The organism is Azonexus sp. MM2026_4 (genome assembly GCF_055901855.1).
Genome location: NZ_CM148380.1, coordinates 2,600,599 through 2,623,232 on the forward strand (window position 1 = coordinate 2,600,599; position 22,634 = coordinate 2,623,232).

Genomic DNA, 22,634 nt, shown 5'->3' on the forward strand with positions numbered 1-22,634 from the left:
GCCCAGCAGACTTGATTCATATGTCATCCGGAATTCAGCCATGAGCGAACCCCCAATCCGCTTCACTGAACCGCCGGCCGGCTACACCGACTGGCTGGCCGACCTGAAAACCCGCATCCACACGGCCCAGCAGCGCGCAACGCTGGCGGTCAACCGCGAACTGGTGCTGCTCTACTGGCAGATCGGCCGCGACATCCTGGCCCGGCAAGGCGAACAAGGCTGGGGCGCCAAGGTCATCGACCGCCTGGCCGAGGATTTGCGCCAGGCCTTCCCCGCCATGAAAGGCTTCTCGCCGCGCAACCTCAAGTACATGCGCGCCTTTGCCGAGGCCTGGCCGGACGAGGTAATTGTGCAACAGGCTATTGCACAATTGCCGTGGGGGCACAACCTGGTGCTTCTGGACAAACTCCCCGGCCCCGAAACCCGCCGCTGGTACGCCGCCAAGGCCATCGAGCACAACTGGTCGCGCAATGTCCTGGCGATGCAGATTGAAGCTCGGCTACTGGAGCGCAACGGCAATCTCGTCTCGAACTTTCCCGACACCCTGCCCGCAGCGCAATCCGACCTCGCCCGCGAAGCGCTGAAAGACCCTTACCGTTTCGACTTCCTCGGCCTGACCGAGGCGGCACACGAACGCGACATCGAAAACGCCCTGATGCAGCACGTCACCGATTTCCTGCTCGAACTGGGCGCCGGCTTTGCCTTCGTCGGCCGGCAGGTGTTGCTGAACGTCGGCGGTGAGGAATTCTTCATCGACCTGCTCTTTTATCACCTCAAGTTGCGCTGCTACGTCGTGATCGAACTGAAAGGCGGCAAGTTCAAGCCGGAACACCTGGGACAACTCGGCTTCTACATGACCGCCGTCGATCGCCAGATCAGGCACGCCCAGGACAACCCGACCATCGGCCTGCTGCTGTGCAAGAGCAAGAACAAGTTAGTGGCCGAATATGCGCTGGGCGACAAAGGCCAGCCGATGGGCATCGCCGAGTACAAGCTGCTGGAATCCCTGCCCGAGGAATTGCAGACGAGCTTGCCGAGTATTGAACGGATCGAGGCAGAACTGGCCCGACTTGCGCCATGATTGAGCGCTTGCCCGAGAAGTTCGCTAGCCGATCAACAGGATTCCGCGACTTTTTTTAACATGAGCCCGCTGTCGTGTTAAAAATAGAGCGTTTTTTTAACACGACAAATCGCTCGTGTTATTTCGCCACCTGAATTTCAGAGTCTCGTCATGAGTCTGCAAACGCACTATCAAATTCCAGACCTGCCGCCGGCCGGCGTCGATTTCCAGACGCCGGAACTGCTCCGGGCGCTGGTCGCGGCGCATCGGCACCTGGCGGAACTCAAGGGCTGCGCGGCCAGCATCCCGAACCAGGCGATCCTGATCAACACCCTGGCGCTGCAGGAAGCCAAGGCCAGTTCGGAAGTCGAAAGCTACGTAACGACGCAGGACGAACTGTTCCAGGCCGACCTTCACATCGCCGAATGGATTTCGCCGTCGGCCAAGGAAGTCGCCCGCTACCGCGAGGCGCTGATGCACGGTTACGAACGCATGCGCCAGCAGCAGGGCATCCTCGGCAACGGCACGCTGATTTCGATGTTCCAGTTGCTAAAGAACAGCAGCGAGGCGTTTCGTACCAGCGGCGGCACGGTGCTGAAGAACGAGCGCACCGGGGCAACCGTCTTCGTCCCGCCGCAGGATGGCGGCAGCGTGCAGGCCCACATGCAGGCGCTGGAGCGTTTCATCAACGACGACCCGGGCGACGATCTCGACCCCATCGTCAGGATGGCACTGATCCATCACCAGTTCGAGAGCATCCACCCGTTCAGCGACGGCAACGGCCGCATCGGGCGGATCCTCTGCGTGCTGCATCTGGTCCAGGCCGGCCTGCTCGACTCGCCGGTGCTCTACCTGTCGCGCTACATCAACCGCAACAAGGGCGACTATTACCGCCTGCTGCAAGCGGTGCGTGACGAAACGCCGAATGGCGAAGCCTGGCAGGCCTGGGTCAGCTTCATGCTGCAGGGCGTCGCCGAAACCGCGCGGCGCGCCGTCCGCCTGGTCGGCGACATGCGCAGCCTGATGGCGGAAACCAAGCAACGCATGCGCCGCGAACTGCCCAAGCTGTACTCGCAGGACCTGCTCAACAACCTCTTCCGCCACCCGTACACGCGCATCGAATTCGTCCAACGCGACCTCAACGTCACCCGCCAGACCGCCGCCCGCTACCTGCGCCAACTGGCGGACGCCGGCCTGGTCCGCGAACACAGCCAGGGCAAGCACCTCTATTTCATCAACGTTCCCCTGGTCGACCTGCTCTCCCAGGGTGAAACCGACTGAACCCCATGACGCCAACCCGCACCATCCCGATTTTTGCCGAAACCTCACGGTCGACCGCAGAGAACCCCGAAAACCCGCTCGAATTCCGCAAATCCCCGGTCCTCTCGCTCTACGTCCATATCCCCTGGTGCGTGCGCAAGTGTCCGTATTGCGACTTCAACTCGCACGAGAACGGCGGCGAGATTCCCGAGCGCGAGTACGTCGCTGCGCTGATCGCCGACCTGCAGTCGGCGCTGCCGCTGATCTGGGGGCGGCCGGTGCAGACGGTTTTCTTTGGCGGCGGCACGCCCAGCCTGCTGTCGGCGGGCGCCATTGACGAGCTGATCGGCGCCTTCCGGGCGCTGGCGATGTTGTCGCCGGAGGCCGAGATCACGCTCGAAGCCAATCCCGGCACGGTCGAGGCCGGCAAGTTCGCCGGCTTTCGCGCCGCCGGGGTCAATCGGCTGTCGCTCGGCATCCAGAGCTTCAACGACGAGCACCTCAAGGCGCTCGGCCGCATCCACGGCAGCGCCGAAGCCAGGCGCGCGGCGCAACTGGCCGGCGAGCACTTCGAGCGCTTCAACCTCGACCTGATGTACGGCCTGCCTTATCAAACACAGGAGCAAGCGCTCACCGACATCGACACCGCGCTGTCATTTTCGCCGCCGCACCTCTCCTGCTACCAGCTGACGCTGGAGCCGAACACGCACTTTGCCGCCTTCCCGCCCGACCTGCCCGAAGGCGACCTGTGCGCCGACATGCAGGAAGCCATCGAAGCCCGGCTGGCCGCCGCCGGCTACGCCAACTACGAGACCTCGGCCTTCGCCCAGCCCGGCCGGCAGTGCCTGCACAACCTCAATTACTGGCATTTCGGCGACTACCTTGGCATCGGCGCCGGCGCCCATTCCAAGCTGACGCTGCACGACCGCGTGCTGCGCCAGATGCGCCACAAGCACCCCAAGGCCTACCTGGAACACGTCCGCGCCGGCCGGATTATCCAGGAAGAACACGAGGTCGCCGCCGCCGAACTACCGTTCGAATTCATGATGAACGCGCTGCGCCTGGCCGACGGCTTCGCCCCCAGCCTGTTCGAACTGCGCACCTCGCGGCCGCTGACCGCGATCCTGCCGCAGCTCAAGGCAGCGCAGGCCGACGGCTTGCTCGACCTCGGCCCGGAAAAGATCGCACCGACTGCCAAGGGCCGGCGCTTCCTCAACGTGTTGCTGGAACGCTTCCTCGACGATGGCCAGTGAAACGGCCGGCCGCCTGCCCGACACCGTCCTCGCCGCCTGGCAGCACGAAGTCGCGGCGGCGGAACTGTCGCCGGTGCTGCCCGACGGCTGCCAGGACCTGATCTGCCGGATCGACGCCGGGCAACAGCCACACTGGTTCGTCAGCCCCTTGGCCACCGCCACCGAGCAGGTCGCCAGCCCGGGCGGCAGCCGTTACCTGGGCTTTCGCCTGCACCCCGGCACCCGCATCGACACAACCGGCCTGCTCGCTGCAGTCGCCACCCGGGCACCCGACGCGTACCGCGAAATCGGCAATCTGCTCGCCGACTTCACCCGCCGCGACCCGGCAACGCAGGAGATTCTCGCCACCCTGGCCGAAGTCGCCACGCCGGCCGCCGCACGGCAAAGCCTGGGCATCCGCGAACGCACGCTGGAAAGACTGTGCCGGCGCGACACCGGGCAAACCGCCGGCTTCTGGATTGCACTGGCGCGCGTCCGCCGCGCCGCCGTCGCCATCGACAGCGAACTGCCGCTAACCGACATCGCCGGCCTCTGCGGCTACGCCGACCAGGCCCACCTGAACCGCGCCTTCCGCCGCTGGTTCGCTGCCTCGCCGGCGCAATTCCGGCGCTCGCCGCAACTCCTGTCGCTGGCCCGCGCCAGCGGTTTCGCCACCGCCGCGATCTAGCCGCCGACCGCAGTACACAGTTCGACGAGGTAGCCCTCGTGATCGGCCACGTAAGCCACCGTCTGCCCCCAGGGCATCGCCTCCGGCGCCTGCACCAGGCGCGCCCCGGCCGCCAGCGCGCGGTCGACCGCCGCCGCGACATCGTCGCAGACGAAAGCAATCTCGAAACAGGGTGCACCGCTATCGGGCGCCGCCGGCTGCTTGCCCAGCTGGCGCATCAGCACCCGCGAGGAAAAGGCGAGCGCCGTGCCGCCCGTCTCCAGCTCGCCGAAATCGCCGCTCTCATGCAGGAAGCGCACGCTCAGCCCGAAGGCGGCAACGTAGAAGTCGAGCGTCCGGCGAACGTCGTCGACGTAAAGGATGGTGTAGCCGAATTTCATCTTGCCGTACTCCGCAAAAGAATGGAGTAGGCATTGTCGCAGCGCCCGCAGCCCGCGTCTTGAACGAAACCGACAGGCGCTACCGGCGAAAAGGCCTCAGCCGAACAGCCCGCCCTTCTTCAGCATGCCCAGCCCCTGGCTGAGCAGGTCGCCGCCCTGCGGCAACTGGCCGTTCGGCGTCAGTTGATCGACCAGCCCGGGCAGGATATCGGCCAGCCCGCTCGACACCTCCTGCGGCGCCATTCCGGCCTGCCCGGCCAGCTTGCCGAGGAAGTCGCCACCGAGCACCGAACTCAGCTGATCCCCCGAGATCGGCAGATTCTGCCCGGTCGACACCCAGGAATTGACGATTTCGCCCAGCCCGCCCTGCTGGAAAGCCTGCACCAGCCCGCCAAGGCCGCCCGGATACTGATTGACCAACTGCATGGCCATCTCGGCCAGCCCGTTACCCTTGCCGCCGAGTGCATTGGCGGCCAGACCGCCGACTACCTGATCGAGAAGACCCATGATTTGCTCCTGAGGGGGGAAAGACCCCATCGTACCGGGGCAGGGTGGGGGGTGGGTTAAAAATTGTCATGTCGGACGGATCAATCACGGCCCCGGAATTGATTGACGGAATACCTGGCGGCCGCGCCACCGCCCCTGTTAACCTGATTGTCATTCCAGCCATTCCTGCCGACCATGGAAAACCCCAATCCTGCCGAACCGCTCCGAAGCCGACTGATCGGGGCGGCGCTCGACTGCTTCCTTGCCGACGACTACCACAACGTCACCACCCGGCGCATTGCCGAGCATGCCGGCGCCAACGTGTCGATGATCCGCTATTACTTCGGCAACAAGGAAGGACTGTACGAGGAAATGATCCGCGAGACCCTGAGCCCGCTGCTTGACGTCCTCGACGGGCCGCTACTGTCGTCGACCGCCGGGTTCGCGGAATTCCTCGGCCTGTACTACCGAACGATGAACGCCCGTCCCGAATTTCCCAAACTGATCCTCAAGGTGCTGGCACTGCGCCACGGGCCGGGTCGGCGTTTCATTCATCAGCTGCTCGAACGCGGCCGCACTCGCGGCGCGCGCAAGGTCGCCGAGCTGAAAGCCCAGGGGCAAGTCGCCCCGGCCATCGACCCCGACATCCTGCGGCTGGCGTTCGTCAGCCTGGCGATGACCCCGATGCTGCTTAAGGACATCTTCGAGGAACAGATGGAACGCCCGATGGACGAGGCTTTCCTGAACAATCTGGCCGCCTTCAACGGCCATCTGTTCGCCGCCGGACTGGCCCCGACGACGGTCAATTCACCCGGAGAAAGCGCATGACACTCCAGAAAAACGCCGGCGCCGTGCGCCGATTCGGCAAGGCCATGAAATTCGGCGCCTGGCTTCAGAACATTCCCAACAAGCTGACGCCGGCACCGTTCCGGCTTGTCCAGATCGGCTCGGCCTACTGGCAATCGCGGGCGCTTTTCGTCGCGGCGCAACTGGACGTGGCCACCGTCCTAGGCACGGAAAGCCTGCCCGCCGCCGAACTGGCCAGCCGCCTTGGCGCCGACGCCAACGCCCTCGGGCGCCTTTTGCGCTTCCTCGCCGCCATCGGCGTCTTCGAGGAAACGGCAGCGATGGTCTTCCGCAACAACAAGCTCTCCCGCTGCCTGAGCAGCGACGATGCGCAAAGCGTTCGCGCCATGATCCTGATGCACAACTCGGCGGCCATGAGCCGCCCCTGGTGCGAGCAGCTTGAAGCCGGCATCCGTAGCGGCAAGGCGCCATTCACGCTCAGTCATGGCGAAGATCTGTTCGATTACCTGGATCGCCACGGCGATTTCGACCAACTATTCTCCGCCGCCATGGACAGCGTCGAAGCCCTGGCCGGCGACGGCTTCGCCACCGACCTGGACTGGGGCCGGTTCGAGCGCCTCATCGACATCGGCGGCTCGCGCGGCACAAAAGCCCTGGCCATCCTGAAACATCATCCCGGCCTATCCGCACTGATCGTGGACCGCCCCCAGGTCGTGGAAGAAGCCCGACGGCACTGGCAAGAACACCCCACGGAAGGCGTCGACCGCCTTCACTTCCAGGCCGGCAACCTGCTCGAAACGATTCCGGCGGCGACCGGGCCGAGAGACATCTACCTGCTTTCGGCGGTACTCCACGGCTTCGACGACGCCACCTGCGTGCAGGCATTACAGACGCTACGCGCAGCCATCGGCAACAGCGGCGCACGCGTCGCAATCCTGGAAATGATCGTCCCGGAAACCAACGCCGACGTCGCCAGTGCCTCTTTCGACATGCATATGTTCGTCGGCTGTCGCGGACGGGAACGAACGCTGACCGAGTGGAAGTCGGTCATTCAGGCCGGAGGTCTGGCCCTCGAAGAAGTCGTCAACCTCCGTTCGCTGGGAAGTATTTTGGTTTTGCGATAACCAGGCGCCCAGAAGAATCTCGGAGATCGGTAAAAGGCGGCATCCGCCCCAGTGCGGAAGTTGACAGCATGGGAACCCATCCCGCTGACCCCAGCGCAAAGTTGTAGTAGCCTTGCGCCCCCTTTTTGTCGATCCAGGACATGATCATGGCGCGTCTATTGCAGCACGCCACATTCAACCGCTCAGCGCTCGTCCGCGTTCTCTCCGGCGCCCTGCCAGAAGTCTCCGCGCTGAATTACGATTTCGGCGAACGGCTCGGGCAATGGCTGGACGTTTCCGAAGCGTTAACGCTGTATTCGGCCCTTGCCCCCCGGGCCGGCGGCGGGGCGGCCGGGTGTTCGGCAAATGACGACCTCCCCGAGCAACTGGCCCGCGTGCGCCGCCATCTGAGCGATTCGATCAAGGCCGACGGCGTTTTCAACGCGCCGCCGGCGCGCATTCCGTTTCCGGTGCCGCTGCCCAATGCGACGCCGGAAAGTGCCGCCGACTTTTCGCCCTACCACCGCTATTACCTCGCCCACCAGCGCGACATGAACGCCGCCATCACTGCCCTGCGCGCCCATGCCCGCAAGGCGCTGGCCGCTCGCTCGGCGGCCGGTCGGCAACTGGCCGAACTCGACGCCACCTTCGACCAGTCGCTGGCGCCCCGCGAGCGCACGCTGCTCGGTAACATCCCGATCCTGCTCAGCAAGCGCTTCCAGCAGCGTTACGCCGACCACCGCGCCACGCTCGGCGAGGGCGGCGTCGACGACACCGCCGCCTGGGCACAGCCGGGCAGCTGGCTCGAAGCCTTCTGTCAGGATGCCCAGACCGTGCTGCTGGCCGAGCTGGAACTGCGCCTGAAGCCCGTCGCCGGGCTGATCGCCGCCCTGGCTGCCCCGCCGGGCAGCGCCAACCACGAAACGAATCCCCGATGAACCGCAACCTCAGTCTCTTCGCCTTCACCCTCGGCCTGCTCGCCGTCGTCTGGGTCGCCATCGGCTACCTCGACGGCCACGCGCTGGCCTTCTCCGTCTCCTGCATCATCGCCGTGGTCTATGTCGCCGGCGCCCTGGAAATGCGGCGCTTCCACGCCAACACGGCGGCGCTGGCCGCGGCGCTGCGCAACATCCCGGACGACATCGGCCACCTCGGCGAATGGCTGCAACAGGTGCCGGCCGCCTTGCAGAACACCGTTCGCCTGCGCATCGAAGGCGAACGCGTCGCCTTGCCAGGCCCCGGCATCACGCCCTACCTGGTTGGCCTGCTGGTGCTGCTCGGCATGCTCGGCACCTTCCTCGGCATGGTGGTCACGCTGAACGGCGCCGTGCTGGCGCTGGAAAGCACCACAGATCTGCACACCATCCGCGCCGCGCTGGCCGCGCCGGTCAAGGGCCTCGGCGTCGCCTTCGGCACCTCGGTCGCCGGCGTCGCCACCTCGGCCATGCTCGGCCTGATCTCGGCGCTGTGCCGACGCGAACGCCTGCAAGTCGGCCAGTTGCTCGACAGCCGGATCGCCGGCGTGCTGCGCGACTTTTCGCTCACCCACCAGCGCCAGGAAACCTTCAAGGCCCTGCAGGCGCAGGCCCAGGCGCTGCCCGAACTGGTCGGCAAGCTCGACGCGATGATGGGCCAAATGGCTGAACACAACCGCCTGCTCGGCGAGCAGCTGCTGGCCGGTCAGCAGCGCTTCCACGACGAAGCCAGGGGGCTGTACGGCAACCTGGCGCAATCCGTCAACCAGTCGCTCAAAGCCAGCCTCAAGGACAGCGCAACGGTCGCCGCGCAGACCATCCAGCCGGTCGTCACCGCCACCATGACGAGCATTGCCAACGAGACACGCGGCCTGCACGACAAGCTGTTCGGCACCGTCGAAACGCAGTTGGCCGGCATCACCGGGCAATTTGCGCAAGTCGTCGGCAGCGTCAGCGAGACCTGGACGCAGGCCCTGACCCATCACAAACAGGCCACCGAGAGCCAGCACCAGCAACTGCAAGCCACGCTCACCGCCTACGCCGAGACCTTCGAGCAACGCGCCGCTGCGCTCCTCGCCTCGGTCGACCACACCCAGGCCAAGCTGCAGGCCGCCGCCGCGCAGCAACAGGCGGCCCTGGCCGAGACCACCGCCGCCCATCAGCAACAACTGGCCGACACGCTGGCCAGCCAGTTCGACGGCGTCACTGCGCGCCTCGATCAGGCCGTCAGCCAAGTGGCCGACACCTGGCAAGCCGCGCTGGGCCAACACACCAGCACCAGCGATGCGCTGAGCGAGAAACTGGACACGACGCTGAGCGCCTTCGCCGACACCTTCGGCCAACGCTCGCAAGCCTTGCTCGACTCGGTGGCCGGTACGCACGCCGCGCTGAAGGGCGAACTGGCCACCAGTCATGCCGCCTTCGCCCAGACCACGCAGGCGCAGCAGGCAGCAATCAGCGAGCAGGTCGCCGGCCAGCTCGACGGCATCGCCCGGCGTTTCGACGGCGCTGTGCAAACGGTTGCGGAAACCTGGACCGGCGCCCTCGCCAAACACGAACAGGCCAGCGACCGCTTGACCCAAGCGCTAGCGCAAACCCAAACCAGCCTCGCCGACACTTTCGCCCAGCGCAGCGCCGCCCTGCTCGCCGACATGCGCGCCACTCAGGCTGACTGGCAGCGCGATTGGGCCAGCGGTGAACAGTCCCGCCAGTCCCAATTCGCCGATGCCCTCGCAGCCATGGCCGGCAAGCTCGAAGCGCAATGGCAGCAACACGGCGACGCCACACTGGCGCAGCAGGAACAGATCACCCGCACGCTCGGCGACACCGCCCGTGAGTTGGTCGCCGCGCACCAGCGCCAGGCCGAGACGACCATCGCCGAAGTCACCCGCCTGATGCACACCGCCGCCGAAGCGCCCAAGGCCGCGGCCGAGGTCATCGGCCAGCTGCGCCACGAACTGTCGGCCAGCATGGCGCGCGACAACAGCCTGCTCGAAGAGCGCAGCCGCATCATGGAAACCCTGGGCGCCCTGCTCGACGCCATCAACCACGCCTCGACCGAGCAGCGCAGCGCCATCGACGCGCTGGTTGCCTCCTCGGCCGAACTGCTCGAACGCGCCGGCAGCCAGTTCGCCGCCAGGGTCGAAAGCGAAGCCGGCAAGCTGGTCGAGGTCGGCAGCGGCATCGCCGGTGGTGCGCTCGAAGTGGCCAGCCTGGGCGAGGCCTTCGGCGCTGCGGTCAAGCTGTTCGCCGAATCGAACGACAAGATGATGGGTGCCCTGCAACGCATCGAAAACGGCCTGGCCAAGTCGCTGACCCGCAGCGACGAGCAACTCGCCTACTACGTCGCCCAGGCGCGCGAAATCATCGACCTCAGCATCCTGTCGCAGAAGAAGATGGTCGACGACCTGCAGCGCGTCGCTGCTAGCGAGGCCTGATCATGGAAGACATCGACGCCAGCGTCAACCACGGCACACCGGTCTGGGCGGTCTTCGGCGACCTCATGGCCGGGCTGCTCGGCGCCTTCGTGCTGATCCTGGTCGGCGTGCTCGGTGTGCAGCTCGAACTGGTCAGCAGCCTCGAAGCCGAAATCCAGAAGCGCCAGCAGGAAGAGCAACGCCGCCTGGCGCTGGAAAAGGCGCTGGCCGGCCCGCTCGCTTCCGGCCGCGTGACGCTCGACAACGGCAAGATCGGCATCAGCGGCAACGTGCTCTTTGCGCTCAATTCCGACCAATTGCAGCCGGAAGGCAAGCAACTGTTGAAGAGCCTGTCCCAGCCCATCGCCGCCTACCTCGGCGCCAGCGAACAGATGCTGATGGTCAGCGGCTTCACCGACGACATGCCGGTGCGCGGCAGCAATAGCCGCTTCGCCGACAACTGGGAACTCTCGGCTCAGCGCGCGCTGACCGTCACCCGCACGCTGATCGAGGACGGCGTGCCTTCGTCGTCCATTTTCGCCGCCGCCTTCGGTTCGCAGCAGCCGGTCGCCGACAATGCCGACGCCGAAGGCCGCGCCCGCAACCGCCGCGTCGAAATGGCGCCGGTGCCCAAGTCGCGGACCAATGCCAAGGACGCCAATGGCTGACCGGGGAGACCTTCAGCGCCGACTCGATGCCCTGCGCGCCAGCGGCGCCGCCGAGCGCGATCCCGTCCGCTTCGCCTACCTCGACGCCCTGGCCCGCCGCGCCGCGACGCAGCCGGCCAGCATCCGCCAGGTGCTCGCCGGCAAATTCGGCGCTGGCGCCGACAAACTGCTCAGCCGCCCGGCACCGACGCCAACGGCGAGCGTGCCGAGCGACCGCGTCAGCCCGCTCGCCACGCTGCTCGCCTACATCGGCCAGCAGGCCCACGCTCAGCCAGAGTCCAATCCACTGGCCAACACTCCTGCACGCACGCCAGGCGACCAGCGACCCAGAGCAAAGGATTCGGTTGGCGCTAGCCGCCCGCCAGCACCGGAACTCAAATCCGTCGCCTACTTCCGCGACGAGTGGTCCAAGCTCAGCACCGAGCAGCAACTGACGCAGACCCTGGCCCAGGCCCCGGAAAACGCCGGCCCGATGAATTCCCAGCACCTCGTGCTGCGCAGCCTGCAGCTCATGCGCGACATCGCGCCGGATTATCTGCACGGTTTCATGTCCTACATCGACGCGCTGATCTGGCTGGAACACGCGGCCCCGGTCAAGCCAGCGCCGGCGCGAGCCGCCGCCAGCGAGGGAGCACCGGCGAAGCGGGCGGCCAAGAGCAGCCCGAAGCGTCGCTGATCGAACCCTGCCCCTGGCCCCGGCCAATTACCGCAACAATTTACGGCGCACGCTGCCGACGCTCGGCATCAATGCCTTCCTGGCGTTGTTGATCAGCCCCGGAACAGGCAGCGGTTCGCCGCATAAGCGCCGTTCAGTCCCTCACTGCGGAATCTCGACGGAGCTGACCGCATAATCTCATTGCATCTGACCAAACGATATCGAGGTTTTGACCAGTTGACGGCTGGCAGCAAGCGGCCAGGAGCGGTCCCTCAGGAAATCGCCACATTGGGGACGTTGGCTATGTCCGTATGATTGTTGATTGATAAGAAGACCGGCTTCGGATAATCTCCATGTCATTCATAACCGTACGGGTAATCCAATCGTGTCCGCATTATTGGCAAAAACGCGGGCGCTTCTGCGCCTAAATAACGGTTAGCAATCATGAGCGCCATGCCAGTTTCTCTGGTTGTCGACAGCAACGTGTGGGATGCATTCTCCGATAGGGGCATTGATTTGCACTTGGAACTTCCTAGCGATCAATTAGTACCAGCGTTCCCTCATTCGTTCGATCCGTACATCTCCACTTTCTGACCATGCGACTTCACTCAACCCGCCATTTTCTCGTTGGAGCGCTTGTTTGCGCGACGCTTGCATCGTGCACTTGGTTCAGAGATCCTCCGACCCAGCTCGAATCGACCATGACGCTTGATATGCCGGCAACCGATAGCAAAGACAGGAATGCGCTGCGGGAAACGGTACTCGACTATCTGGCCGTCGAAGGATTGCAGCGCGATCAAGTGCGGGTGGTGTACGACGAGGCGACACATCACAATGCATTCCGCGTGGTCGGCGAAAAGACATTGCCGCCGGCTTTGTTGGGGCAGATCGCCAAGAAGCTTGAGGGCTACGCGGGCGAGCGCAATTGGAAGGCCAAGCTGGTGTTCATCGACGAGGGGCATGAACTCGATGCACTGCTCGCTACCAAGGAACGTAACTTCGACGTCGCACTCAATTGGGGCCAGGCCGAGATCAATGCCTATGTCGTGACCGAAGCATTTGGCATGCTTCCGGGACTGGCCGAACTGAATTCCGTCCGTTCGCGCACCGTACATTGCATGCTGAGCTTCAGGCCCGATGAACGGATTCCCGAGACCGAATATTCGTTCGAAGACCTAGCCGGCAAAACCACCAAGGCAGGAGAAACAAGCAATCCACAACTGCATGATACCCAGCGCCGGATGCAGGCGATGTTTAAGAACATGCGCGGTGTCGTCAACCATCAAATAAGCTATGAAGCACCTTTGCTCAAGCCTCTCTTCAAGGAAGACCTCCGTGTCAAAGACGGCAAGCTGATGTTCCTGTTCGCCACCATCGAAAGCAGCAGTGTGTTCGATCCGACCTTCGTTGGCGACGACCGTCAGCGCTCGCCCATGGACATCTCTGGCCGAGTACACAACGAATGCGCCGACAAGCTCAAGGCGGACTTTCCGAAGCTCGAAGAACGTTACGTTGCGCGCGCGATGTTCAAGCGCATTGTGGCGTTTGGCCCGGTGAGCCTGCCAATGTTGCCGCAATGATGGGCGTCCTGGATAATTTTCTCGACGCTTAAACACGCTCGAGCAAAAAAGGGGAGCAATCAAGTTTTTCATGCGAACTACCTCAAGGTAGGTCAGGCCGGGCGTATTGTCTCGGTCGCGGCAATGGTCACCATTGGTGCAAACAGCGTGACCGTCGCGAGGTGCTTGGCATGCAGCTTGGCGCCCCGGAAGCCGAACCCTTCTGGACCGATTTCCGGCGCAGCGTAGACCGCTCTTGCGTTTCATGCCCAATCGGCGAACGACCGCTTTCATTTGTGGCCAGTGACTCCTTAGGGTCGAGAGCACCAGTTCGGCTTCGGTGGAAGCGGCCATTCGGATGATCCAAACTCCAACGACAACAACCTGCGCGACACCGCCAGTACATCCTCGCCGCCCTCAATGGCAGTTCAGGCCCGAGGTCCTTCCGCAGGCCTTCTGGTAGGTTTCAGGGCGTCGCAGCCGTTCAAGTGACGGCGCTCCTGACATGACGAATTTCCGTTTCTGGCCGAATGCGGTAGCAACGGTAAGTTGGCCCCCCAACGCTATATATCCGATGCCCCACGAATTTGACCGCCCTGATCGAGTACGCACCCATTACAAACCACTAGACGACTGGTCTAATCCAGTACACAATCCCACCCCATGAAAACCCGTCACGACAACACCCGCCAGCACGTCCTTGAAACCGGCCAGCGCATCATTGCCGGCAAGGGCTTTGCCAGTGTCGGGTTGAACGAGATTCTGACCGCGGCCGGGGTGCCCAAGGGGTCGTTCTACCATTACTTCGAGTCCAAGGAGCAGTACGGGCAGGCCTTGCTGGAGGATTACTTCGCGCGTTACCTGGCCGATCTCGATGCGCTGTTCGCGGCCGAGGCGCTGACTGCGCAGGAGCGGCTGGCGTGTTACTGGCAGCGCTGGCTGGACAAGCAGGCGGCGTGCGCCGAGCAGCAGTGCCTGGTGGTCAAGCTCGGCGGCGAGGTGGCAGATTTGTCCGATCCGATGCGCGAGACGCTGCGCGACGGCACCGGGCAGATCGTCAGCCGCATAGCCCGGCTGCTCGAAACCGGCATGGCCGACGGTTCGATCCCGCCGCTCGATGCCGCCGCGACGGCGCAGACGCTGTACCAGTTGTGGCTGGGCGCCAGCCTGCTGGCCAAGCTGCAGCGGCAGGCGCAGCCGCTGGAGAATGCGCTGCAGTTCACCCGGCGGTTGCTCAGTTGCTGATCAACCGCTGATTGATTTCCGGGCCGTCCGTCGACGGCCCTTTTTTGACGCAAGAAACTAGACGACCGGTCTAATCAACCCTCAGGAGAATCGACATGACCACTTTGTTCGACCCGATCCAGATCGGCGACATCGCCCTCGCCAACCGTATCGTGATGGCGCCGCTGACGCGCAATCGCGCCGTTGCCGGCAACTGCCCCGGCCCGCTGACCGTCGAGTATTACCGCCAGCGCGCCACCGCCGGCCTGATCATTGCCGAGGCCAGCCCGATTTCGCCGATGGCGCAGGGCTACCTCGACACCCCGGGTATCTGGTCGGCCGAGCAGGTTGCCGCCTGGCGCGCCGTGACCGACGCCGTGCATGCCGAGGGCGGCAAGATCGTGCTGCAGTTGTGGCACGTCGGCCGCATTTCGCATGTGTCGCTGCTGCCGGACGGCGCCGCGCCGGTGTCGTCAACCGCCCGCACCGCCGAGGCCAGCACCTTCACCCGCGACGGCTTCGTGCCGGTGTCGGCGCCGCGCGCCTTGCGCGACGACGAGTTGCCCGGTCTGGTCAATGATTACCGACTGGCGGCGCGCAACGCCATCGCCGCCGGCTTTGACGGCGTCGAGATCCACGCCGCCAACACCTACCTGCTTGAGCAGTTCCTGCGCGACAGCGTCAATGACCGCAGCGGCCCCTACGGCGGCAGCATCGAGAACCGCGCCCGCCTGTTGTTCGAGGTGGTCGAGGCCATCGTCGGCGAGATCGGCGCCGGCCGCACCGGCATCCGCCTGAGCCCGCTGACCACCTTCACCGCGCCGCTCGACAGCAATCCGCAGGCGCTCTACGGCTACGTCGTCGACAAGCTGGCCGGCTACGGCCTGGCCTTCCTGCACATCATCGAAGGCGAAACCGGCGGCACGCGCACGCCGGCCGCCAGCTTCGACTACGCCGCCGCCCGCCGCGCCTTCAAGGGGCCGTGGCTGGTGAACAACGGCTACGACAAGGCGCTGGCCGAACAGGTGATCGCCGACGGCGGTGCCGACCTGATCGCTTTCGGCCGCGGCTTCATCGCCAACCCGGACCTCGTCCGCCGCCTGCGCGAAGGCGCACCGTGGAACGAGCTGCGCGCCGACAAGCTGTACGGCGGCGGGGCCGAGGGTTACACCGACTATCCGACGCTGGCGTAAACGCCCACGCCCAACCCCGGGCGCGGCGGTGCGCAGATGCCGCCGCGCCAGACAGAGAACACCATGACCTCCTCCGATCGCTGGCGCCCGATCCTGGCGCTGATCGTCCTTTCTTCGATCTGGGGCTACACCTGGGTGCTGGCCAAGCACGGGCTGGAATACTCGCCGCCCTTCGCCTTCGCCGCCGAGCGCTGCATCGGCAGCGCCGTGGCGCTGTTCATCGCGCTGCGCCTGACCGGCCGCAAGCTGACGCTGACCGCCCCCGGTGCGACGCTGGGCATCGCGCTGACCCAGGTCGCCGGCTTCATGATCTTCCAGACCTGGGCGCTGGTCGAAGGCGGACCGGGCAAGACGGCGGTGCTCATCTTCACCATGCCGATCTGGACGCTGCTGCTGGCCTGGCCGATCCTCGGCGAACGGGTGCGCGGCACGCAGTGGATCGCCGCCGCGTGCACGCTGATCGGCCTGCTGCTGATCATCGAACCGTGGGAGATGCACGGCGGCCTGTTGAGCCCGGCGCTCGGCATCGTCGCGGCCATCTGCTGGGCAATCGGCACCATTCTGGTCAAGCGCCTGCGCGGTCGCCAGCCGGTGGACCTGCTGACATTGACCGCGTGGCAGATGGCGCTCGGCTCGATCCCCTTGGTCATCCTGGCGCTGCTCGTACCGGAACGGCCGACCGACTGGACCTGGAGCTACGCCGGCATCCTCGGCTTCATGTCGGTGTTCAGCACGGCGCTCTGCTGGTGGCTGTGGATCTACATCCTCGACCGCGTACCGGCCTGGGAAGCCAGCCTGTCGGTGCTGGGCACGCCGGTGGTCGCCATCCTGTCGTCGCGCCTGACCTTCGGCGAAGCGTTCAAGAGCATCGAAGTGGCCGGCATCCTGCTCATCGGCGGCGGCCTGGCGCTGCTCTCGCTGCTCGGCTGGATCGCCAGCCGGCGCCCGGCGGTCGCTGCCATCCAACAACGTCTACAGGAGGAAAAGGCATGAACCCGCTCGCCGATGTGAAACTGTCGCTACTCGACCTGGTTGCCGTGCGTCAGGGCGGCAGCGTGGCCGAGGCGCTGCGGATCGCCACCGACGCCGCGCGCCACGCCGAAAAGCTCGGCTTTGCCCGCTACTGGCTGGCCGAGCACCACAACATGCCGGGTATCGCCAGTTCGGCCACCGCCGTCCTGGTCGGCCACATGGCCGGCGCCACGAAGACGATCCGCGTCGGTTCCGGCGGCGTCATGCTGCCCAACCACGCGCCGCTGGTCGTCGCCGAAGCCTTCGGCACGCTCGCCGAACTGTATCCAGGGCGGATCGACCTCGGCCTCGGCCGCGCCCCCGGCACCGACCGACTGACCATGCACGCGCTGCGCCGCGACCGCATCGAGCGCGAGGACGATTTCCCGCGCGACGTCGCCGAACTGCAGCGCCTGCTCGCCCCGGCGCAGCCCGGCCAGCCGCTGGTCGCCGTGCCCGGCGCCGGCACCGAGGTGCCGATCTGGCTGCTCGGCTCCAGCCTGTTCTCCGCCCGCCTCGCCGCCGAGCGCGGCCTGCCCTACGCCTTCGCCTCGCACTTCGCGCCAGCCCTGCTGCATCAGGCGCTGGCCGTCTATCGCGGCAACTTCCGGCCGTCGGCGACGCTGAACAAACCCTACGTGATCGTCGGCGTGCCACTGGTCGCGGCCGAAACCGACGACGAAGCCGATTTCCTCGCCACCAGCATCTTCCAGCGCGTGCTCGGCATCCTGCGCGGCGACCGCCGGCCGCTGCCGCCGCCCGTGGCCGGCTTCCTCGCCGGACTGTCGGTGCAGGAAAAGGCCGGCATTGGCGATTTCCTCGGCGCCGCCGTGATCGGCGGGCCGGACCGCGTGCGCGAAGGACTGAGCGCGCTGCGCCAGGCGACGCAGGCCGACGAGTTGATGCTGGTCTGCGACATCTTCGACCCGGCGCTGCGCCTGCGCGCGCTCGACATCGCCGCCGCCGCTTGCGCCTGAGATTTTTCCGCCTATCCTGCGGTCGACCGCAAAACTGAAGCCAAAACGGAGACAAGCATGAGCCACCTGTTCGCATTCGATTACCACAACCCGACGCGCATCGTCTTCGGCCCCGACAGCTTCGCCCAGTTGCCGGCGCTACTGCCGGCCGAAGCGCGCGTGCTGCTCCTCTACGGCGGCGGCTCGATCAAGAAGAACGGCGTCTACGACGGCATCCGCGCTGCGCTGGCCGGGCGCGACCTGGTCGAGTTCGGCGGCGTCGAGGCCAACCCGACGCTGGCGACGCTGAATCTGGCGGTCGATCTGGTCCGACGCGAAAAAATCGGCTTCATCCTCGGCGTTGGCGGCGGTTCGGTTGCCGACGGCGCCAAGTACGTCGCCTGCGCCGCGCTTTACGACGGCGACGGCTGGGACATCGTGATCGGCAAGCACCAGCCGCAGCAGGCGCTACCGGTCGGCGTCGTGCTGACGCTGCCGGCCACCGGTTCGGAATCGAATTTTGCTGCTGTCGTAACCGACGCGCGCACCCAGGACAAGCGCGCCTTTTTCGTCCCACCGGCCCACCCGCAGTTCGCCGTGCTCAACCCGCTGGTGATGACCAGCCTGCCGCCGCGCCAGCTGGAAAACGGCATCGTCGATGCCTTTGTCCATGTCTGCGAGCAATACCTGACCTATCCGGTCGGCGCGCTGGTTCAGGACGGCTATGCCGAGGCAGTGATGAAGGCGCTGGTCAGGCTGGCCGCGACCTTCGACCGGCACGCCGAGCCGGAATGGCAACAGAACCTGATGTGGGCCGCCAACCAGGCCTGGTGCGGAATCATCGGCGTCGGCGTGCCGCAGGACTGGGCGACGCACCGCATCGCCGTCGAACTGACCGCGCTGTGGGGCATCGACCACGGCCGCACGCTGGCGATCATCCAGCCGGCGCTGCTGCGCGAGCTGATCGAGTACAAGCGGGAAAAGCTGGAACAATTCGGCCGCGAGGTCTTCGGCCTCGACGCGCCGAGCGCCGAAGACGCCATCGCCGCCATGGAAGCCTTCTACCGCAGCGTCAACATGCCGCTCCACCTCCGCGACGCCGGCATCAACGAAGCCGACGCCGCCGACCGGGTGCTCGCCGGCCTGCGCGCCCACGGCAAGATGGCGCTCGGCGGCCACGCCGGGATCGACGAAGCGAAGACGGAAAGGATCGTGCGCGCGGCTTGCGCTTGAAATCGGGACGTTGACGGTCGACCGGGCATTTTTGGCAAAAATGCCGCGTCGACCGTCAGCGGCTCAGGCCAGGAACTCGCCGTCCACGTAGTACCAGCGCCCGTCCTCGCGGACGAAACGGCTCAGTTCGTGCAGCCGGTGGCCGCGCCCGGCGATGCGGTAGCGGGCGACGAAATCGACCGTCGCGTGCGTCTCGTCCTGCGTGAGGTGAGCGCGTACTTCCAGGCCCAGCCATTTGCTGTCGTCGGCGGCGAGGTCGAGTTCGCTCGGCCGCGTTGACGCGTGCCAGGTCGCCTGCAGGTAGTCTTCGAGCTTGAGGACGTAGGCGGCGTAGCGCGAGCGCATCAGCGCTTCGGCCGTCGGCGCCGGTTTTTCGCCGGCGTGCAGCGGCCCGCAGCAGGCGGCGTAAGGCTTGCCGCTGCCGCAGGGACAGGTATCGGCGGGCTTCAGGCTTCCCACGGCGGGGTGCCGGCGGCGGCCGGGGCCGCAGCGGGCGTCTCGGCTTCGACCTGTTCGCCGCCCAGGGCTTCGATCAGTTGCGGCAGGAAGCGCACCAGTTCGCCGGTCATCAGCGCGAAATCGGCGTCGAACTGCTCGTCGGCACGTTCGGCGCTTTTCTCGGCTTCTTCCTTGAGGATGTCGAGGAAGGCCAGCCGCTTGATTTCCAGCTTCTCGGTGAGGACGAAGCTGATCCGCTCGTCCCAGGTCAGCGCCAGGCGCGTCGGCAGCTTGCCGGCGGCGAGGTGGGCCTTGATCTCGGCACCGACTTCGTCGCCCAGCGGATGACGGACGTAGCGCACCGCCGCCTTTTCTTCGGCGACCGATTTCAGCTCGCAGTCGCGGTCGACGGTGAAACCGGCCGGCGCGTCGCCGCCGGCCAGCCAGTCGGCCATCGCCGATTGCGGCGAAAGTTGCGTGTGCAGCGCCTTCAGCGGCAACTCGTCGAGACAGTGGCGCAGGTGTTCGATGACTTCCTCGGCCTTGGCCGGGCTGCCGGCATCGACGACGAACCAGCCGTTGGTCGGATCGATCCAGACGAAGCTCGTGCGCTTGCGGGTGAAAGCGCGCGGCATCAGTTCCTCGGTGACGCGCTCCTTGATTTCCTTCATCTGCTTGCGGCCGGGCGGGTAGCCCTGCTGGTCGGCGATCTGCTCGGCGCGTTCCTGCGCCGTTTCATTGACCACCGACGACGGCAGCAGGCGCTGTTCGACGGCCAGCGCGATCAGCCACTGGCGGTTGTTGGCGTAGATCAGCGCGCCGTCCTTGCGCGGCGACACCCAGCCACGCGACATCGGCTGGTTGGACGGGCAGCGGGTGAATTCACCGCGCGCCAGTTGCTCTTCGAGCTTGGCCAGGTCAATCGCCCACGGCGCGGGCAAACGGTACAACAGCAGGTTTTTGAACCACATATCGGTCTAGGCAATGAAAACCGCGCCATGGCGATGGCGCGGTCTGGATGGGGAAATCCCCCGGCAGGCGCAACGCTTATTTCTTGGCGTTGTGGCCCAGCTTGGCGATCATGAATTCGACGGCACTGCGCATTTCGACATCGCTCAGGTTGTCCATGCCGCCGCGTGCCGGCATGGAGTTATGGCCGTTGATGGCCGACTTGACCAGCGCCGGCGTGCCCTTCTTCAGGCGCTCCTGCCATTCGGCCATGACGCCGAGACGGGGCGAACCGTTCTTGCCGTCGGCATGGCAGGTCTGGCAGCGCTCGACAACGATCTGCTCGCCGGTACGGCGTTGCGGCGCCGCATAGGCCTTGCCCGGATCGGCGGCATTGCCGCCGCTGACCATGTAGGCCACCGCGCGGCTCATCTCGATGTCGCTGAGCTGCGCCTGCCCGCCGTGTGCCGGCATGTTGCGCACGCCACTGATCGCGTTGGCGGTCAGCTGGCCCAGGCCCTTGGACGCGCGCCGGCTCCATTCGGCACGGTCGTTGAGGCGCGGCGCGCCGTTTTCTCCCTTGGCGTGGCAAGCCGCGCAAACGCCGTCGACCACTTCCTTGCCGGTACGCTCGGCAGCCTGCGCCGGCAGCGCGCCCAGTGAAGTCAGCAATGCAACTGCAAGGATATTCGGGTATTTCATGGCAACTCCTCCTTCTTGGTTATTATCGGGACCTTCATTCGTACCCGCTACCGCTCATCAACCGCTTGCGAAAAACCAGATCCCAGACCCCGTGGCCCAGACGCAGGCCGCGGTTCTCGAACTTGGTCAACGGCCGGTAATCCGGACGCGGGGCGAAGCCGGCGAGGCCGGCTGCGGAATCGGCTTCCAGCGCAGCCGCCAGCGCCTCGGGCGACGGGTTGGCGACGCTGTTTTCCAGGCTCGGCTCGCCGCCGAGCACCTCCAGCATCTGCAGCGCGTAGTTTTCCCAGTCGGTGGCGCAGTGGATGTAGCCGCCCGCCTTCAGGCGCGAGGCGAGCAGCGCGACGAAGGGCGGCTGGATCAGCCGGCGCTTCTTGTGCCGCGTCTTGTGCCAGGGATCGGGGAAGAAGATGTGAATGCCGGCGAGCGAGCCTTCCGGCAGCATGTCGCGCACCACCTCGACCGCGTCGTGGTTGCCGATGCGCAGGTTGCTCAGGTTCTTCTCGGCGATCAGCTTGCACAGCGCGCCGACGCCGGGGACATGCACTTCCAGCCCGAAGTAGTCGTTTTCCGGGTGGGCCTCGGCGATACGCGCCGTGGTTTCGCCCATGCCGCAGCCGATTTCCAGGATCTTCGGCGCCTGGCGGCCGAACACCGCCGTCAGGTCGATGTTTTCCGGCTGGTAAGAGACGCCGATCTTGGGCAGCATCGTCTCGTAGTAGCGCTGCTGCGCTTCCGACATGCGGCCGGCGCGGCGGACGAAGCTCTTGATGTGGCCATGCCCGGTACGGCCGGCGGTGTATTCGCCTTCGTCGCCTTCGGCGGCGGGGTGGATCAGCAGGTCGTCGCTCATGAACCGATCAGCCCGCTGGTCGGCGACGAGGGGTCGGCCGAGTAGTATTTGCGGGCCATGCGGCCGGCCAGGAAGGCCTCGCGGCCGGCCTCGATGCCCTTCTTCATGGCGCTGGCCATCAGCACCGGGTTCTTGGCGTGGGCGATGGCGGTGTTCATCAGCACGCCGTCGCAGCCGAGTTCCATGGCGATGGTGGCGTCCGAGGCGGTGCCGACGCCGGCATCGACGATGATCGGCACCTTGGCGTTGTCGATGATCAGGCGCAGGTTCCACGGATTGACGATGCCCATGCCGGAGCCGATCAGCGAGGCGAGCGGCATCACCGCGACGCAACCGATCTCTTCGAGCATCTTGCACTGGATCGGGTCGTCGGCGCAGTAGACCATGACCTGGAAACCGTCCTTGACCAGGGTTTCCGCGGCCTTCAGCGTTTCCGGCATGTTCGGAAAGAGGTTGGTCGGGTCGCCGAGGACTTCGAGCTTGCACAGCGGATGGCCGTCGAGCAGCTCGCGCGCCAGGCGCAGCGTGCGCACGGCGTCGTCGGCGGTATAGCAGCCGGCGGTGTTGGGCAGGATGGTGAATTGCGACGGCGGGACGGCGTCGAGCAGGCTCGGCTGGCTGGCGTCCTGGCCGATGTTCACGCGGCGCACGGCGACGGTGACGATCTCGGCACCGGAGGCGTCGATGGCGGCGCGGGTCTCGGCGAAATCCTTGTACTTGCCGGTGCCGACCAGTAAACGGGAACGGTACGCCTTGCCGGCGATGGTCAGTTGATGCATGGAATACT

Annotated in this window: 23 protein-coding genes; 16 read left to right on the forward strand and 7 right to left on the reverse strand. The window is 65.7% G+C overall.

From position 1 onward, the window contains the following. Positions 1-40: 40 nt before the first annotated feature. From AC0KWY_RS12200 to AC0KWY_RS12215, 4 genes are all read left to right on the forward strand, one after another. Entirely contained in the window at positions 41-1,081 is a 1,041-nt protein-coding gene (locus AC0KWY_RS12200) for a PDDEXK nuclease domain-containing protein (protein ID WP_474025765.1), read from the forward strand. A 150-nt stretch (positions 1,082-1,231) separates the two neighbouring features. Next, the gene (locus AC0KWY_RS12205) at positions 1,232-2,341 is read left to right on the forward strand and encodes a Fic family protein (protein WP_474025766.1); all 1,110 of its coding nucleotides are present in this window, start codon (positions 1,232-1,234) and stop codon (positions 2,339-2,341) included. Positions 2,342-2,346: 5 nt separating this feature from the next. After that, entirely contained in the window at positions 2,347-3,573 is a 1,227-nt protein-coding gene (gene hemW / locus AC0KWY_RS12210) for a radical SAM family heme chaperone HemW (protein ID WP_474025767.1), read from the forward strand. Continuing rightward, a complete protein-coding gene (locus AC0KWY_RS12215) occupies positions 3,563-4,240 on the forward strand; it encodes a helix-turn-helix transcriptional regulator (protein ID WP_474025768.1) in 678 nt (225 codons plus the stop codon). The genes hemW and AC0KWY_RS12215 overlap by 11 nt, the downstream gene beginning before the upstream one ends. Here AC0KWY_RS12215 and AC0KWY_RS12220 read toward each other — a convergent pair. After that, on the reverse strand, positions 4,237-4,620 hold the full coding sequence (locus AC0KWY_RS12220) for a VOC family protein (RefSeq protein ID WP_474025769.1): 384 nt from the start codon (positions 4,618-4,620) through the stop codon (positions 4,237-4,239). The genes AC0KWY_RS12215 and AC0KWY_RS12220 overlap by 4 nt on opposite strands. Before the next feature lie 96 nt (positions 4,621-4,716). Further along, positions 4,717-5,127 carry a YidB family protein gene (locus AC0KWY_RS12225; RefSeq protein ID WP_474025770.1) on the reverse strand — a complete coding sequence of 137 codons (411 nt, stop codon included), beginning with the start codon at positions 5,125-5,127 and terminating at the stop codon, positions 4,717-4,719. A gap of 147 nt (positions 5,128-5,274) precedes the next feature. Here AC0KWY_RS12225 and AC0KWY_RS12230 point away from each other — a divergent pair, with 147 nt between their 5' ends. The 12 genes from AC0KWY_RS12230 (at position 5,275) to AC0KWY_RS12285 (ending at position 18,906) form a co-directional block, all read left to right on the forward strand. Next, positions 5,275-5,934, forward strand: a complete 660-nt coding sequence (locus tag AC0KWY_RS12230) for a TetR/AcrR family transcriptional regulator (RefSeq protein ID WP_474025771.1) — start codon at positions 5,275-5,277, stop codon at positions 5,932-5,934. Further along, positions 5,931-7,037, forward strand: a complete 1,107-nt coding sequence (locus AC0KWY_RS12235; protein ID WP_474025772.1) for a methyltransferase — start codon at positions 5,931-5,933, stop codon at positions 7,035-7,037. Before AC0KWY_RS12230 ends, AC0KWY_RS12235 begins: the two co-directional genes overlap by 4 nt. Positions 7,038-7,183: 146 nt before the next feature. Beyond that, positions 7,184-7,954, forward strand: a complete 771-nt coding sequence (locus tag AC0KWY_RS12240; RefSeq protein WP_474025773.1) for a DUF3348 domain-containing protein — start codon at positions 7,184-7,186, stop codon at positions 7,952-7,954. After that, entirely contained in the window at positions 7,951-10,428 is a 2,478-nt protein-coding gene (locus tag AC0KWY_RS12245) for a DUF802 domain-containing protein (RefSeq protein WP_474025774.1), read from the forward strand. Before AC0KWY_RS12240 ends, AC0KWY_RS12245 begins: the two co-directional genes overlap by 4 nt. Positions 10,429-10,430: 2 nt before the next feature. Further along, positions 10,431-11,075 carry an OmpA family protein gene (locus AC0KWY_RS12250; RefSeq protein ID WP_474025775.1) on the forward strand — a complete coding sequence of 215 codons (645 nt, stop codon included), beginning with the start codon at positions 10,431-10,433 and terminating at the stop codon, positions 11,073-11,075. Beyond that, entirely contained in the window at positions 11,068-11,751 is a 684-nt protein-coding gene (locus AC0KWY_RS12255; RefSeq protein WP_474025776.1) for a DUF2894 domain-containing protein, read from the forward strand. The genes AC0KWY_RS12250 and AC0KWY_RS12255 overlap by 8 nt, the downstream gene beginning before the upstream one ends. 680 nt (positions 11,752-12,431) lie before the next feature. Continuing rightward, positions 12,432-13,310 (forward strand): hypothetical protein, encoded by an 879-nt coding sequence (locus AC0KWY_RS12260; protein WP_474025777.1) that lies wholly within the window; start codon positions 12,432-12,434, stop codon positions 13,308-13,310. A gap of 642 nt (positions 13,311-13,952) precedes the next feature. After that, positions 13,953-14,534, forward strand: a complete 582-nt coding sequence (locus AC0KWY_RS12265; protein ID WP_474025778.1) for a TetR/AcrR family transcriptional regulator — start codon at positions 13,953-13,955, stop codon at positions 14,532-14,534. A 95-nt stretch (positions 14,535-14,629) separates the two neighbouring features. Next, complete coding sequence (locus AC0KWY_RS12270) at positions 14,630-15,706, forward strand: alkene reductase (RefSeq protein ID WP_474025779.1); 1,077 nt, start codon at positions 14,630-14,632, stop codon at positions 15,704-15,706. 63 nt (positions 15,707-15,769) lie between these two features. Further along, a complete protein-coding gene (locus AC0KWY_RS12275) occupies positions 15,770-16,699 on the forward strand; it encodes a DMT family transporter (RefSeq protein ID WP_474025780.1) in 930 nt (309 codons plus the stop codon). Then, positions 16,696-17,694, forward strand: a complete 999-nt coding sequence (locus AC0KWY_RS12280) for an LLM class flavin-dependent oxidoreductase (protein WP_474025781.1) — start codon at positions 16,696-16,698, stop codon at positions 17,692-17,694. Before AC0KWY_RS12275 ends, AC0KWY_RS12280 begins: the two co-directional genes overlap by 4 nt. A 57-nt stretch (positions 17,695-17,751) precedes the next feature. Further along, entirely contained in the window at positions 17,752-18,906 is a 1,155-nt protein-coding gene (locus AC0KWY_RS12285; RefSeq protein WP_474025782.1) for an iron-containing alcohol dehydrogenase, read from the forward strand. Between the two features lie 63 nt (positions 18,907-18,969). On the opposite strand, the gene AC0KWY_RS12290 is transcribed toward AC0KWY_RS12285, so the two are convergent. The 5 genes from AC0KWY_RS12290 to AC0KWY_RS12310 form a co-directional block, all read right to left on the reverse strand. Next, a complete protein-coding gene (locus AC0KWY_RS12290; RefSeq protein WP_474029725.1) occupies positions 18,970-19,356 on the reverse strand; it encodes a YchJ family protein in 387 nt (128 codons plus the stop codon). Then, positions 19,353-20,315 carry a recombination-associated protein RdgC gene (locus tag AC0KWY_RS12295; RefSeq protein ID WP_474025783.1) on the reverse strand — a complete coding sequence of 321 codons (963 nt, stop codon included), beginning with the start codon at positions 20,313-20,315 and terminating at the stop codon, positions 19,353-19,355. The genes AC0KWY_RS12290 and AC0KWY_RS12295 overlap by 4 nt, the downstream gene beginning before the upstream one ends. 76 nt (positions 20,316-20,391) lie before the next feature. Beyond that, complete coding sequence (locus AC0KWY_RS12300; protein ID WP_474025784.1) at positions 20,392-20,994, reverse strand: c-type cytochrome; 603 nt, start codon at positions 20,992-20,994, stop codon at positions 20,392-20,394. A 34-nt stretch (positions 20,995-21,028) separates the two neighbouring features. After that, positions 21,029-21,847: a tRNA (guanosine(46)-N7)-methyltransferase TrmB gene (gene trmB, locus AC0KWY_RS12305; RefSeq protein ID WP_474025785.1), complete on the reverse strand. Its 819-nt coding sequence runs from the start codon at positions 21,845-21,847 to the stop codon at positions 21,029-21,031. Continuing rightward, positions 21,844-22,626 (reverse strand): thiazole synthase, encoded by a 783-nt coding sequence (locus tag AC0KWY_RS12310; RefSeq protein WP_474025786.1) that lies wholly within the window; start codon positions 22,624-22,626, stop codon positions 21,844-21,846. Before AC0KWY_RS12310 ends, trmB begins: the two co-directional genes overlap by 4 nt. Positions 22,627-22,634: the final 8 nt, after the last annotated feature.